General features: G+C 69.5%; 12 protein-coding genes. 4 read left to right on the forward strand and 8 right to left on the reverse strand.

Annotated elements, in window-relative coordinates:
- Positions 1-890: 890 nt before the first annotated feature.
- From F4692_RS02440 to F4692_RS20860, 3 genes are all read right to left on the reverse strand, one after another.
- The gene (locus F4692_RS02440) at positions 891-1,658 is read right to left on the reverse strand and encodes a hypothetical protein (RefSeq protein WP_179618041.1); all 768 of its coding nucleotides are present in this window, start codon (positions 1,656-1,658) and stop codon (positions 891-893) included.
- Positions 1,655-2,503: a HipA domain-containing protein gene (locus F4692_RS02445; protein WP_218858128.1), complete on the reverse strand. Its 849-nt coding sequence runs from the start codon at positions 2,501-2,503 to the stop codon at positions 1,655-1,657. Before F4692_RS02445 ends, F4692_RS02440 begins: the two co-directional genes overlap by 4 nt.
- Before the next feature lie 115 nt (positions 2,504-2,618).
- On the reverse strand, positions 2,619-2,930 hold the full coding sequence (locus tag F4692_RS20860; protein WP_257029451.1) for a helix-turn-helix transcriptional regulator: 312 nt from the start codon (positions 2,928-2,930) through the stop codon (positions 2,619-2,621).
- A 239-nt stretch (positions 2,931-3,169) separates the two neighbouring features.
- Here F4692_RS20860 and F4692_RS02455 point away from each other — a divergent pair, with 239 nt between their 5' ends.
- Positions 3,170-4,285: a tyrosine-type recombinase/integrase gene (locus tag F4692_RS02455; protein ID WP_179618043.1), complete on the forward strand. Its 1,116-nt coding sequence runs from the start codon at positions 3,170-3,172 to the stop codon at positions 4,283-4,285.
- 177 nt (positions 4,286-4,462) lie between these two features.
- On the opposite strand, the gene ychF is transcribed toward F4692_RS02455, so the two are convergent.
- Both ychF and F4692_RS02465 read right to left on the reverse strand, forming a co-directional pair.
- Positions 4,463-5,539, reverse strand: a complete 1,077-nt coding sequence (gene ychF, locus F4692_RS02460; protein ID WP_179618044.1) for a redox-regulated ATPase YchF — start codon at positions 5,537-5,539, stop codon at positions 4,463-4,465.
- Positions 5,540-5,650: 111 nt separating this feature from the next.
- Complete coding sequence (locus tag F4692_RS02465) at positions 5,651-6,469, reverse strand: M57 family metalloprotease (protein WP_179618045.1); 819 nt, start codon at positions 6,467-6,469, stop codon at positions 5,651-5,653.
- Positions 6,470-6,665: 196 nt separating this feature from the next.
- Here F4692_RS02465 and F4692_RS02470 point away from each other — a divergent pair, with 196 nt between their 5' ends.
- Both F4692_RS02470 and F4692_RS02475 read left to right on the forward strand, forming a co-directional pair.
- Positions 6,666-7,184 (forward strand): PH domain-containing protein, encoded by a 519-nt coding sequence (locus F4692_RS02470; protein ID WP_179618046.1) that lies wholly within the window; start codon positions 6,666-6,668, stop codon positions 7,182-7,184.
- On the forward strand, positions 7,181-8,758 hold the full coding sequence (locus F4692_RS02475) for a PH domain-containing protein (protein WP_179618047.1): 1,578 nt from the start codon (positions 7,181-7,183) through the stop codon (positions 8,756-8,758). Before F4692_RS02470 ends, F4692_RS02475 begins: the two co-directional genes overlap by 4 nt.
- Here the strand turns inward: F4692_RS02475 and F4692_RS02480 are convergent.
- Positions 8,755-10,575, reverse strand: coding sequence for an acyl-CoA dehydrogenase (locus tag F4692_RS02480; protein WP_179618048.1), 1,821 nt, complete (start codon positions 10,573-10,575; stop codon positions 8,755-8,757). The genes F4692_RS02475 and F4692_RS02480 overlap by 4 nt on opposite strands.
- 120 nt (positions 10,576-10,695) lie before the next feature.
- A complete protein-coding gene (locus tag F4692_RS02485) occupies positions 10,696-11,508 on the reverse strand; it encodes a M57 family metalloprotease (protein ID WP_179618049.1) in 813 nt (270 codons plus the stop codon).
- Between the two features lie 190 nt (positions 11,509-11,698).
- On the opposite strand from F4692_RS02485, the gene F4692_RS02490 reads away from it, so the two are divergent.
- On the forward strand, positions 11,699-12,478 hold the full coding sequence (locus F4692_RS02490; protein WP_179618050.1) for an exodeoxyribonuclease III: 780 nt from the start codon (positions 11,699-11,701) through the stop codon (positions 12,476-12,478).
- Positions 12,479-12,482: 4 nt separating this feature from the next.
- Here F4692_RS02490 and F4692_RS02495 read toward each other — a convergent pair whose 3' ends face one another.
- Positions 12,483-13,784, reverse strand: coding sequence for an MFS transporter (locus F4692_RS02495; RefSeq protein WP_179618986.1), 1,302 nt, complete (start codon positions 13,782-13,784; stop codon positions 12,483-12,485).
- Positions 13,785-13,817: the final 33 nt, after the last annotated feature.

A 13,817-nucleotide genomic window follows, 5' to 3' on the forward strand; every position in this document is an offset into this window, starting at 1 on the left:
CAGCTTCCCGTCGACGCCTTGCGCCCAGATCGCGAGGTCTTGAGGCGTCTGCTGCGTGCGATCCAGCGCACCGTGCCGGGACGTCCACGCACGTCGAACAACCTGTCTCACGCTTCGATTCGCCATCTGCTCGCGTCATCCATTCACCTACGCCGGAGCGCACGCTGGACGCTCGCCCCCGAGCAAACGTTTGCCTGCCAGGAATTACGCCGACTCAGCTCTAGCGCGACCTGTCGGATGCCGCCGTCCCCCGGGCCAACTAGGCAAGTCTCAAGCGCCACACACCTCTTGCATTGCCGGCATCGGCCGCGTTCCGATTGTGCGGAACGAAGGTCAGGCGCCGGCAGGGTCCCCCACCACGTAGGTGGTCATGTCCGCCTCCAAGTCAGAGCCAGAGTTCCCCGGCACGTGCCCTAGTTGCGGCTCCCCCGTCGTCTACCGCGGGGTGGGTCGACGACCGATCTGGTGCTCCACTCGATGCCGCAACGATGCCGCGCTCCGACGGCTGGGCGCGCGGAAGGGCGCGATCGAAGTGCGCATCGTCCAAGTTCCCCGTACCGCACGCGGGCCCTTAGCCGGAGCAGGCTTGGACGACGAGATCTCTGCCCGCCAGCCGACAAGCAGACGGGCCGCTCCCCCGACTCCCGAGCAGGCTTTGTGGGCCATCCGAAACGACGCTGACGCCGTAGGCGCACTTCTCTCGCATATCAACCGTCGTCAACTAGACGGCAGCCTGTTGATGCCCCAGTGGCTATACGTGCGGAACGGCATCCGTCTGATCGCGCAAGACCTTGGACCTGACCTTGAGCGGCCCGCTCCCTGGAGCTCGATTCACATCTCCGCCATCGGGTAACACCAAAGCCAGATTCGCCAGGCCTCGACACCCGCTGCTAGTCCCTTGGTGCGACCGTTCGCCAGGCGTCGCCCGCGAAGAGCTCACGACCCCTCGATACCTGACCGGTGAGACGTGCAAGAAGACGGAAGTGGAACCCGACGTTGGGGGGATTCGCTCGTTCCACAACGAGTCGCTGATTGTCGACCTGCTCCACGATCTCCAACAGTGGATCAGGCATCCAACCGAGCGTGACCTGCTCAGTGTCGGTGACCACCTGAGCTTTGGGATTTACGGGATTCGAGTGCTCCGCGACCAGGTGCAAGGGCTCGCCGTGCGTCAGGCCAGTGATTCGGTTCTGGTTCTCCTGCGGTAGGTGCCGGACGCCATGTGTAAGGAAAGTGAAGGAGACGTCGTCACCCTGCGCGGCGTACGGAGCCGGCAACAGTTCGACCGTGTCCCCGACTCTTTGGCCGTGCGAGCGAAGCAGAACTTCAAACGGCGCCGCGTCCGCGGTGAGCCCGAGTGCCTCGAGCGAGGTTTGACGATCCGGCCTCCGAGAGGAGATCACCCGCTCCGCGAAGAGCGGAAACAGCGTCTGCGAGTGCACTGGGCCCTCGACGGCACGCGCCATGCCCGGGAGCGGCCGGAAGTCGTCACGACCGACCTCGCGCTCGAGGTACGAAAAGCAATAGCCGCGGTCTTCGTCAGTGAGGAAGCCGACTGGCCGATACCGTCGGTCGTGCGGGTCCCGCACCGTCACCAGCAAGCGAGTGATGGCTCGGAGAGGGCGCTCGGCCGGGGCCGGCATGACAAGAGAAGTCACGGCGTCAGCCTCCTTTGGTTCGTCTCTAGCAGATTACAGAGGAACGTACGCCGAGGGTCCGACATCGATGGGATGGCAGAAACGATCTCCTCGACCTGAGAGCGCGTGACAAGCGACAGTCGGTGGAGCCAATCATCGGCCGATGGACCGGCCAGCTGTACTGCCGAAAGCGCCAGATCGACCAGCGGCAGCCTCGCGCCGTCTTCGAACCGTCCCGCAAACCCGCGCTCGGCGTAGCGAGTCGGTGTGGTGGTCTCAAGCCTCTCATCCTGCGTGCCTGAGGCGAGAGCGCTGCCGTGATCAAAGGATGCCGCTAGGGCTTGCCGGCCGTCCTCCTCGCAGGTAAGCATGCCCCAGTTGATCGCGTGCCTGTCGGTATTGGCGATCCAAGCGTCGAAAACCAGATAGCCGGAGAACACGTCGATGCCTGTGCGAGATTCGCAGCCGCTCCCGGGCGGACCCGCCGAGTCCGCGAGCACTTGGGCAATGTTCGCAAGGTTGTGCCCAATACGGTTACGCGGGCGCTCGTCCAGAGCGCACGAAACGTAGCCCTCGTACTCCGACAGGAGCGTGTCTCCTGACTCCATAGACCATCCGTTGGGAGTCACGTTTCTCGAGATGATGCCCGTGTCCTCAAGTCCGCGGGCGAGCTCGACTTGAGCGGCGGGAAGGCCGATCAACACCGCGAGTTCGGCAGCCATCTTCTCCGACCAGTCATCGAACCGCCGATAGCTTGCCGACTTAATGGGCTTGAACAGCCACCAATGGGCCTGCCCGTCGACCGTGATGTCATTTGGCGTCACGACCCAATCCTTGGGGTCTAAGCCGCGGGCTTCCTGGCTCATCACAGCCCAGGTTGAGATGTCCCAAACCTCAAACGGCAAAGACGAGCTCCTCTGCTTCGGCGGAGCGGGGCTTGGCGGCGCCCGCGTGATGCAGTCTAGGCGGCACGACGCGCGTCTAGTTGTCCCCGCGCTCGAGCCCGAGAGTCCACGCGATCACCGTCGAGGCCCGCCAGCGCACGTGCTTGCCGACCCGGAACCCCTGGGGGCCGTAGCCGCTGGTGCGCCAGGCGTACACGGTCTGCTTGGGCACGCCGAGGTAGTTCGCGACGTCTTCGATGGTCCACAGCTCGACGTGCTCCATCGGCGTTGTGGGGCGTTGGACCGGCAGCTTCGGTGGCACCGACCTTGTCACCTTGGTGGTGGCCCCACCGTCGTCGGAGTGCTCGAACAGCGCGGGCTGTTCATGGGTCTTCGTGTTGTGCGCCATGGCGCCACATCCCTCGGTGACTTCGCTCGTTGGATTCGGTCGGAGACCTATGGCTGAGGGTCGTTTGCGAGCGGTCATCGGGTGTCTGCTCAAGCGGAAGATTGAGACAGACAGCCGCGGACGGACGACGTCCACAAGCGACCGTCCGTCGGCCTCGACGCTGTCGGTCCTCGCGCGTAGCGTGGCGAGGCTTAGGGAGGAACACATGGCTTTCATCGCAGCGCAGATCGGGTCGCGAGATGGCTGAGGGGATCAGCCGTCGCGGTGACGCGTGGCGCGCTCGCTACCGCAACCCCGAGACCGGCCGCCAGCACGAGCGGTCGTTTGCCAATCAGGTCGACGCGGTGCGGTGGCGCCGTCAACAGCTCGACGCACTCGACCGCGGGCGGTGGGTCAACCCTGAGGCCGGCAAGGTGTCGTTCCTAGCGTACTTCGAGGCGTGGGGGCGCGACCAGCTGTGGACGGACGGGACCCGGCAGGCGATGGCGTTGGCAGCGAAGTCGACGACCTTCGCCGAGCTCGACCTGCGCCTGATCCGGCCGGGCCATGTCGAAGCGTGGGTGAAGTCGATGACAGTCCCCACCCGTACCCGCAAGCGTCCCCTCGCGCCGGGGACGATCAAGACTCGGTTCGTCAACGTGCGCACAGTCTTTAGGGCTGCCGTGCGCGACGGGATGATCGCGGTTGATCCGACGACCCAGGTGCGTCTCCCACGCCTTCGTCGGCGTGCGGCGGCGATGGAGATCCCGACGCCTGAGGTCGTCCGCAGCATCCTCGAGGCGGCCGATCCTCGCTTCCGCGCGTTCGTCGCGCTGTGCGCTTTCGCTGGCCTACGCCTCGGCGAGGCCGCTGCCCTGCAGCTCGGCGACGTCGACTTCCTGCGCCGCCAGGTTCACGTCCGTCGTCAGGTCCAACGCGGGGAGGGGGACGTCGACATCCGACTCCCGAAGTACAACTCCGAGCGCACCGTCCACGTCCCCGACGCGCTCCTGCAGGTGCTGTCCGAGCACGTCGCCTTGGGCCTGCCCTACGACTGGCTGTTCGCCGAGGTAGAGGACGTCCCCCCTCACCAGAACACGATCGGCTACCGCTGGCGCACCACTCTGGCCCGGGCGGGAGTTGAGGGGGTACGCCTGCACGACCTTCGTCACTTCTACGCCTCGGGACTCATCGCCTCGGGCTGCGATGTCGTGGCCGTCCAGCGCGCCCTGGGGCACGCGAAGTCCACCACGACGCTCACGACGTACGCCCATCTGTGGCCCACCGCCGAGGACCGGGTGCGTGACGCTGCAGCGCTCCTGTTCGACGAGGTCGTCGGTTCCGGCGCAAGGGCGGCGACGGGCGACGTCGGCTGAGCCGGAGGGCCAATGATCACGGTCTTCTCGGAGCACTGACGGTCGGTTTCGACCGCTCGGCGTCAGTGCGTGGACGCGTCTCAAGACCAAGTCGGCCGCTCTGGTGAGGGCACAGCGAGGGCAGAGCGAGCTTGAAACGGCGTCTAAATCGCTCTGACCCGCGGAAACGCAGTTCCGTCAGACGTTGAAGCGGAACTCCACCACGTCACCGTCGACCATCACGTAGTCCTTGCCCTCCATCCGGACGCGGCCGGCCTCGCGGGCCTTGAGCATGCTGCCGGCAGCCATCAGGTCGTCGAAGGACACGATCTCGGCCTTGATGAAGCCCTTCTGGAAGTCGGTGTGGATGACCCCGGCAGCCTCGGGGGCGGTGGCGCCCTTGCGGATCGTCCACGCCCGGGTCTCCTTCGGGCCGGCGGTGAGGTAGGTCTGCAGGCCGAGGGTGTCGAACCCGACGCGGGCGAGCTGGTCGAGGCCGGACTCGGTGATGCCCATCTCGGCGAGCATCTCGTGGGCCGTCTCGTCGTCGTCCATCTCGGCGAGGTCGGCCTCGAACTTGGCGTCGAGGAAGATTGCCTCGGCCGGCGCGATGATCTCGCGCATCCTGTCCTTGAGCGCCTCGTCGGCGAGCTCGTCGGCGTCGCAGTTGAAGACGTAGATGAAGGGCTTGGCGGTCAGCAGCGACAGCTCGCGGAGCAGGGACCGGTCGATGTCGGTCGCGATGACCGGGGTGCCGGACTCGAGGGCGTCCTTGGCCGCCTTCGCGGCCTCGAGGTTGGCCACGAGGTCCTTGACCTTGCGCGACTCCTTCTCCAGCCGGGCGATCGCCTTCTCGACGGTCTCGAGGTCGGCGAGGATCAGCTCGGTCTGGATGGTGGAGATGTCGTTGGCGGGGTTGACCTCGCCGTCGACGTGGGTGACGTCGTCGTCGCGGAAGACCCGGGTGACCTGGCAGATCGCTGCCGACTCCCGGATGTGGGCGAGGAACTTGTTGCCGAGGCCCTCCCCCTGCGAGGCGCCGCGCACGATGCCGGCGATGTCGACGAACTCGACCGTGGCGGGCAGCACCTTGGCGGACTCGAACACCTCCGCCAGCCGGGGCAGGCGGTCGTCGGGGACGCCGACGACGCCGACGTTGGGCTCGATCGTCGCGAACGGGTAGTTCGCCGCGAGCACGTCGTTCTTGGTCAGGGCGTTGAAGAGCGTCGACTTGCCCGCGTTGGGGAGACCGACGATGCCGATGGTGAGAGCCACGGGCGGGGAGTCTACGGCGGTCCGCCCGGCGCGCACGAAACGCGAGCGTGGACGCGACGAGGGGCCCGACCGACCGGTCGGGCCCCTCGCTCCTCGTGCGTCGGTGACGCGTCAGGAGCCGTAGACCGAACGAACCCCTTCACGGTCGGTCTCGGTCATGGAGAGGTTGCTCGAGGTGCCGTTGCACTGCGGGTAGTGCATGATCGAGGACGAGTCGTACGGCGTCAGCGGACGCCAGTTGTTGTCCTCGAAGCAGGTGCCGGCCTCGGGCCGGGTGTGCTCGTGGCGGAAGCCGAGGACGTGGCCGAGCTCGTGCGCGATGATGTTGGACGGCGTCCAGGAGCCCGAGGTCCAGATCGAGTCGTCCACCAGGACGTTCTGCTGCGACGACGGGCTGCTCGGGAAGAAGGCGCGTGCGATGTACTGCGAGGTCTCGATCGGCTCGACCGAGAAGACGACGGCGCTGTTGGACGTCGTGCAGCTGGCGTCCGCGGAGGACACGTAGGTGAAGTTCACGCCGCTCGACGCCGCCTCCCACTGACCGGCGCCGGACTCCATGGCGGACACCATGGCCGCCTTGTCGGACCCGAAGTCGTCGCTCACGCAGTAGGTGAGGTTCGCGGCCTGGCCGGCCGACCACAGGTCGTCGGCACCGCCGACGGTGTTGACCACGAGCGACTGCGAGTCGGTGTCGCGCGAGTTGACCATCTGCTCGTAGTAGTCGCGCAGCTCGCGGGCCGTGGCGATGGTCTCGTCGCCGTTCACGACGTACTGCCCCCCGACGTCCTGGAACGTCGCCGCCTTGAACTCCTGGAAGGTCGGCACGTCCTCCTGGGCACGGGCGGCGTTGGCCCCCGGTGCCATCGAGAACGCCAGGGCGGTGACCCCGAGCGTCGCGGTCGCGATCCGACTGATCCTGCTGTTCAACATTGCGTCACTTCTTCCGGTTGGGTACGGATTGGCCCTTCCAACCAACCCGGTCTAGACCGCGTTGAGAAGCCGACCGCTCGGTCAGGAAATTGCATTGCAGGAAGTTGCAGAACGTCATCGCGGTCGTAACGACCCGGCTGAACTGCACAAGTTCGCTGGTCAGCGGCGGTGTGACGGACCTGCAAGACTCACCCGCATGAGTGTCGAGGGGGAGGCTCCGATCGGGGCGGGAGCGGTGCTGCGTGCGCCGGAGCACCGGGTGTCGCCACGGGCGATCCCGTTCTGGCGGGTGTCGGCGCTGATCGGGGACGTCGTCCTCGTGGTCGTAGCGCTGGTCGCGTGGCTGGTGGTCCCGGGCGCACCGGGCTGGGTCGGCCTGGTCGTGCTGGCGCTGGCCGCCGGGTCGGTCGCGCACGTCGTGCTGATGCCGCGCATCCGCTACCGGGTGCACCGGTGGGAGGTCACCGACACCGCGGTCCACACGCGGTCCGGCTGGATCGGGCGGGAGAGCCGCGTCGCGCCGATCAGCCGGGTGCAGACCGTCGACTCCCGGCAGGGGGCCCTGATGCGCCTGTTCGGGCTCGCCTCGATCACCGTCACCACCGCGTCGGCAGCCGGTCCCATCACGGTCGACTGCGTCGACGCCGAGACCGCGCGGGAGGTCGTCGCCCGGCTGACGGCGATCACGGCCGCCACCGAGGACGACGCCACATGATCCCCGCCCCCGACGACGGGTGGATGCGGCTCAGCCCCCGCAAGCTCCTGCTCGACCCGGTGAAGGCGGTCGGCCAGGCGATCGTCCCGGTCGTCGTCGCGCTGGTCGGCATCAGCCAGAGCGACATGCGGTTCTGGCCGATCATCGTCCCGGTCGCGATCCTCGGCCCTGTCGTGCTCGGGGCGCTGCCGTGGCTCACGACCCACTACCGGCTCACCGAGTCCCAGATCCAGGTGCGCAGCGGCATCCTCAACAAGAACACGTCCACCGCGCCGCTCGACCGCGTGCGCAGCGTCGACCTCGAGGCGTCCCTGCTGCACCGCGTCCTCGGCGTCCAGAAGGTGCAGGTCGGCACCGGCGTCGACGACGACCGGATCACCCTCGACGCCCTCGCCGCGAGCGACGCGCAGGCCCTGCGCACGACCCTGCTGGGCCGACGCGCGGCCGCCGCGCCGCCATCCGCGGTCCGGGCCGGGGCCGGGGACGGGGACGGGGACGAGGCCGCGCGGCAGGCCACCGACCACGCCGAGGGGTACGCCGCGCCTGCCCCGGGCGTACCCGCGCAGCCGTTCCCGCCCGCGCCCGCCGCGCTCCTCGCCGCGATCGACTGGTCGTGGTTGCGGTTCGCCCCCTTCAGCCTCGGGCGCCTGGTGCTGCTCGCGGGTGCGGTCGGGGTGTTCTCCCAGTTCGCCGACGACCTGCCGATCTGGAACGAGGAGACGGCGACCTCGGCGTGGGCCTGGATCACGCAGTTCGCGATCGTGGCGGTCGTCGTCGTGCTCGCCGTCGGGGGGCTCGGGCTGTGGCTGGTCGTCTCGGTCGTCGGCTACGTGCTCCAGTGGTGGGGCTTCCGGCTGGTCCGCGAGCACGGCAACCTGCACCTGACCTCCGGGCTGGTGACGACCCGATCGATCACCGTCGAGGAGGCCAAGGTCCGCGGCGTCGAGATGACCGAGCCGGTGCTCATGCGCCTCGTCGGCGGCGCCGAGCTCTCGACCCTGGCGACGGGCGTCGAGGACGGCGTGACCCAGGTCCTGCCGCCGTGCCCGCGCGAGGTCGCCGTCGGCGTCGGCGGTGCGGTCCTCGAGCAGCCCGGCCCACTCACCCGCACGCTCGTCCGGCACGGCCCGAAGGCCCACCGGCGCGCGTGGTTCCGCCAGCTCCGCAACGCCCTCGACCTGGTCGTGGTCCTCGCGGTGGCGTGGTGGTGGTTCGACCTCACCTGGTGGTGGCTCGCCGCGATCGCCGTCGGCCTCCTGGCCCTCGCCGCAGCGGTCGGCGAGGCGTCGTACCGCCACCTCGGGCACGCGCTCGGCGAGCAGCACCTGGTCGCCGGCAGCGGCACGCTGGCACGTGTCCGCACGGTCCTCGAGACCGACGGCATCATCGGCTGGGTGGTCACCCAGTCGTGGTGGCAGCGCCGCATCGGGCTCGCGGACCTGACCGCGACGACGGCGGCGGGGGCCGAGAAGGTCGTGGTGTGCGACGTCCGGCTCGACGTGGCGGTGGCGCTGGCCGACGCGGCGACGCCCGGCCTGCTCACCGACTTCGTGCCCGAGCCGGCGACTGCCTAGAACCAGCCGGGCTGCATGTCGAGCGTGGTGGTGTCGCCTGCGGCCAGCAGGTCGAGCATCGCGCCCACCTTGGGCAGCTCCCAGCGGAAGAAGTAGCGCGCCGCGGCACGCTTGCCGTCGTAGAAGTCGCCCTCCCGGTCGCCGACGGCCACGAGCTGCTCGAGCCACATCCACGCGACGACGACGTGCCCGGCCGCCTCGAGGTAGACCGTGGCGTTGGCCAGGGTGCGCGCCGGGTCGCCGAGCCCGCCCAGCGCCAGGGTGACCTCGCCCAGTCGGCCGACCACGGCCTGCAGCGCCGCCGCGTGCTCGGCGGGCTCGCCGCCGAGGTCCGCTGCGCGGGCCGCCGTGTCGCCGATGCGTCCCGCCAGAGCGAGCAGGGAGGCACCGCCCCCGCCGAGCACCTTGCGCCCGAGCAGGTCCAGGGCCTGGATGCCGTGCGTGCCCTCGTGGATGGGGTTGAGCCGCTGGTCGCGCCAGTGCGCCTCGACGTCGAAGTCCCGGGTGTACCCCGAGCCGCCCAGCACCTGGATGGCCAGGCTGCAGCTCTCCTGCCCCCACTGCGAGGGCCACGACTTCGCGATCGGCGTGAGCACGTCGAGGAGCTGCCCCACGGCCAGCCGCTCGGCGTCGTCCGTCGCGGTCGCCTGCTCGTCCAGCAACCGGCTGCAGTAGAGGTTGAGCGCGAGGGCACCCTCGACGTACGACTTCTGCGCGAGCAGCATCCGGCGCACGTCGGCGTGCTCGATGATCGGCACCTGCGGGCCGGCGGGGTCGGCCGCGCCGAGGTGGCGGCCCTGCGGGCGGGAGCGGGCGTACGCCAGCGACTTGAGGTAGGCGGTGTAGGCCGTGGTCGTGGCCGACATCCCGACGCCGAGGCGGGCGGCGTTCATCATGTGGAACATGTAGGACAGGCCCTTGTGGGGCTCGCCCACGAGGTAGCCGACGGCACCCGGCGCACCGCCCGGGGTGAAGGCGCCGCCGCCGAACACCGGGGCCGTGTTGACGGTGCCCCGGTTGCCCAGCTTGTGGTTGATCCCCGCGAGCGCGACGTCGTTGCGCTCACCGACGGTGCCGTCGTCGGCGACGAGGTGCTTGGGCACGACGAACAGCGAGATGCCGCGCGTGCCGGCCGGTGCGTCGGGCAGCTTGGCCAGCACGAGGTGGACGATGGTGTCGCCCATCTCGTGGTCGCCCCCGGAGATCCACATCTTGCTGCCGAAGATCCGGTAGGTGCCGTCGTCTGCCGGCACTGCCCGGGTGACCACGTCGCCGAGGCTCGACCCGGCCTGGGGCTCCGACAGCGTCATCGTGCCGAAGAAGCGTCCCTCCAGCATCGGGCGCACGTAGCGCTCGACCTGCTCGGGGCTGCCGTGCTCGAGCAGCAGCCGCGCGTTCGCCACGGTCAGGAAGGCGTACGCGGCGGTGCCGATGTTGGCGGCGGTGAACCACGCCATGCACGCCGCGGCGACGACGTGCGGCACCTGCAGGCCCCCGTCCTCCTCGTCGACCGTCAGCGCCATCAGGTCGGCGCGCGCGAACGTGCGCAGCGCGGACTCGATCTCGGGGATGAGGGTCACCTTCTCACCGTCGAAGGTCGGCTCCTCGGTGTCGCTCCTGCGGTAGTGGCTGGCGAAGTGCTCGGTGGCGATCTCCTCGCAGAGCGCCAGCAGTGCCTCGTACGACGACCGGTCGTGCTCGGCGAACCGGGGGCGCTCCCCCAGCCGCTCGACGTCGAGCCACTCGAAGAGCAGGAACTCGAGGTCGCGGGAGGAGAGGACGGTCGAGGGGGTCGAGGACGTCGAGGCGGTGGGCACGGACCGACGCTACCCGGCGGCCGGGGTGCCGGGGTGCCGGGACGAACGAGCGCCCCCTCCGCTCGGGACGGAAGGGGCGCTCGCGTTCGGTGTCGAACCTACAGCGTCGGACGTGGAGTGTCAGGCGCCGTAGAGGGCGACCGCGCCCTGGCGGTCGGTGCTGGTCATGCTGAGGTTGCTCGAGGTCCCGTTGCACTGCGGGTAGTGCATGATCGACGACGAGTCGTACGGCGTCAGCGGGCGCCAGTTGTTGTCCTCGAAGCAGGTGCCGGCCTCGGGCCGCGTGTGCTCGTGACGGAAGCCCAGCGTGTGGCCGAGCTCGTGGCCCAGGATGTTGGACGGCGTCCACGAGCCCGAGGTCCAGATGGAGTCGTCGACCAGCACGTTGCGCGAGCGCTTCGGCGAGCTCGGGAAGAACGCGCGGGCGATGTACTGCGAGGTCTGCACGGGCTCGACGGAGAAGAGCACGTTGTTGTTGCGCACGGTGCAGCTGGCGTCCTGCGACGGCACGTAGACGAAGTTGATCCGCGAGGACGCCGCCTCCCAGAGAGCGGCGCCGCCGTTCATCGCGTTGACGATGTCGGCCTTGCGCGTGCCGAACTTGTTGCTGACGCAGTAGGTCAGGTTGCCGACCTGGGAGGTCGACCACTTGTCGTCGGCGCCGCCGACCGTGTTCACGACGAGTCCGTTCTCGATGGCCCTCTCCGAGCCGCCGACCATGCGGTCGTAGTAGGACTTCAGGTCGCCGGCGTTGGAGATGGGCTCGTCGCCGTTGACGATGTACTGGTTGTCGGCGTCCTTGTAGGTGGACGCGTGGAACTCCGTGAACGTCGGGATCTCCGAGTCCGTGGCGGCCAGTGCCGGTGAGGCGAGGGCCGCGCCGAGGAGTGCCGAGGTGCCGAGGGCGATCGCCCCGAGTCGACTGCGCTGCATCGTTGTTCTTCTCTCGTGATGGGGGGTGTGGTCACACGCCATCTCGGAGGGTCGAGCACGGACCCGGACCTGGGGTCCGGCGGTTGTGCAGGGGTCGAGCAGGTGGTGCGCACGAGTTCCCGAGACAGGTGCTTGAGGTCGAATCTCCACCCGGCGTCACGACCTGTAAATCCCTCCTTAGGGTGGTCGGGTGCGCATCGCGACCTGGAACGTCAACTCACTCCGCTCCCGCATCGACCGCGTCGAGGCCTTCGTGCAGCGCCACGACATCGACGTGCTGGCCCTGCAGGAGACCAAGGCCCGCGAGGACCAGCTGCCGCTGATGGGCCTGCAAGCGCTGGGCTACGACATCGCCGTCGCGGGGGTCAACCAGTGGAACGGGGTCGCGCTGCTCTCGCGCGTCGGGCTGGAGGACGTCGAGGTCGGCTTTGACGACATGCCCCCGTACGGCGACCCGGCCGCCGCGGAGGCGCGCGCGATCGGTGCCACCTGCGACGGCGTACGCATCTGGTCGCTCTACGTCCCCAACGGGCGCAAGCCCGACGACCCCCACTACGTCTACAAGCTCGAGTGGCTCGCCCGGCTCCGAGCGACCGCGAGCGGCTGGCTCGACGGGCAGACCGCGCTGGTGGGCGACTGGAACATCTGCCCGACCGACGACGACGTCTTCGACATCCGGCAGTTCGCGAAGTCGACCCACGTCACGCCGCCCGAGCGGGCGGCCTTCCAAGGCTTCCTCGACGACGGCTGGGCCGAGACCACCCGCGCCCACGCCCCCGGCTACACCTACTGGGACTACTACCGCCAGCGCTTCGAGCGCGACCGCGGGCTCAAGATCGACTTCGTCCTCGCCTCGCCCGACCTCGCGTCGCGCGTGACCGGCGCGTTCATCGACCGCGACGAGCGCGACCCCGCCCAGGGCACCGGGTCGCCGTCGGACCACGCGCCGGTGGTCGTCGACCTCGGCTGAGCCCTCACCCGATCGCCACCGGCTGCGGCGTGCGCCGGATCGCCCACGACATCAGCGCGGCGACGGCGCACAGGCCCGCGGCGGCGTAGAAGGACGGGTCGTACCGGCCGGTGACGTCGCGGAGGACGCCGGCTCCCGTGGCGGCGACGGCCGCGCCGACCTGGTGGCTGGCGAAGACCCAGCCGAAGACGATGGGGCCTGCCGCCGCGCCGAACCACTCGCGGCACAGCGCGACGGTCGGTGGCACGGTCGCCACCCAGTCGAGGCCGTAGACGACGATGAAGACCCACATGCTGGGCTCGACGTGCGGTGACATCAGCGCCGGCAGGGTCATCAGGCCGACGCCGCGCAGAGCGTAGTAGCCGACCAGCAGCAGGCGCGGGTCGTACAGGTCGGTGAGCCACCCCGACGCGATGGTGCCGACCACGTCGAAGATGCCGACGAGGGCGAGCAGGGAGGCGGCCGTGGTGGCCGGCATGCCGTGGTCGTGGGCGGCCGGGACGAAGTGGGTGGCGATCAGGCCGTTGGTGGTCATCCCGCAGATCGCGAAGCCCCCGGCCAGCAGCCAGAAGGTGCGCGTGCGCGCGGCCTCGCGGAGCACCGACAGGGCCCGACCGGCACCGGACCCGACGTGCTGGTGCGGCGGCGGGCCGGGGTCGGCGTCCGTCGCGCCGAGGGCGCGGACGCCGAGGTCGGCCGGGTGGTTGCGGAGGAACAGCAGCACGAGCGGGACCACGGCCAGGGCGGCGACGGCGGCGATCACCGCTGCCGTGCGCCAGCCGTGGTGGGTGGCGAACCACGCCACCACCGGCAGGAACACCAGCTGCCCGGTCGCGTTGCCCGCGGTGAGGATGCCGCTGACCAGCCCGCGGCGGGCGACGAACCACCGGCTGGTGATCGTGGCGACGAAGGCCATCGACATCGACCCGGTGCCGATGCCGACGAGCAGGCCCCAGCACACGATGAGCTGCCACGGCTCGGTCATGAGGACGGTGAGCCCGCTGCCGACGGCGACCATCACCAGCGCGAACGTGACGACCGGGCGCACGCCGAAGCGGTCCATCAGCGCCGCGGCGAACGGCGAGATCAGGCCGAACAGCATGAGGTTGAGCGAGACGGCCGAGCCGATGAGCCCGCGGGACCAGCCGAACTCCTCGTGCAGCGGCTCGATGAGGACGCCGGGCACCGAGCGGAAGGCCGCCGCGCCGACGAGGGTCACGAAGGCGACGGCCGCGACGATCCACGCCCAGTGGACGCGGGACTGTCGAGCCGTGCCTGGAGAGGCGGGCGCGGGCGGCGTCGTCATGGTCACCGGAGCATCGTCGCGGGTGCCGGCCGC

Origin of the sequence: Nocardioides cavernae, from assembly GCF_013410035.1 — a bacterium.
Lineage (GTDB): Bacteria > Actinomycetota > Actinomycetes > Propionibacteriales > Nocardioidaceae > Nocardioides > Nocardioides cavernae_A.

Bases quoted from the DNA above. Each gene is read 5' to 3' on its own strand.
- F4692_RS02445 (WP_218858128.1), bottom strand. From the start codon at position 2,503: ATGAGCCAGGAAGCCCGCGGCTTAGACCCCAAGGATTGGGTCGTGACG.
- F4692_RS20860 (WP_257029451.1), bottom strand. From the start codon at position 2,930: ATGGCGCACAACACGAAGACCCATGAACAGCCCGCGCTGTTCGAGCAC.
- F4692_RS02455 (WP_179618043.1), top strand. From the start codon at position 3,170: ATGGCTGAGGGGATCAGCCGTCGCGGTGACGCGTGGCGCGCTCGCTAC.
- F4692_RS02465 (WP_179618045.1), bottom strand. From the start codon at position 6,469: ATGTTGAACAGCAGGATCAGTCGGATCGCGACCGCGACGCTCGGGGTC.
- F4692_RS02470 (WP_179618046.1), top strand. From the start codon at position 6,666: ATGAGTGTCGAGGGGGAGGCTCCGATCGGGGCGGGAGCGGTGCTGCGT.
- F4692_RS02475 (WP_179618047.1), top strand. From the start codon at position 7,181: ATGATCCCCGCCCCCGACGACGGGTGGATGCGGCTCAGCCCCCGCAAG.
- F4692_RS02485 (WP_179618049.1), bottom strand. From the start codon at position 11,508: ATGCAGCGCAGTCGACTCGGGGCGATCGCCCTCGGCACCTCGGCACTC.
- F4692_RS02495 (WP_179618986.1), bottom strand. From the start codon at position 13,784: ATGACGACGCCGCCCGCGCCCGCCTCTCCAGGCACGGCTCGACAGTCC.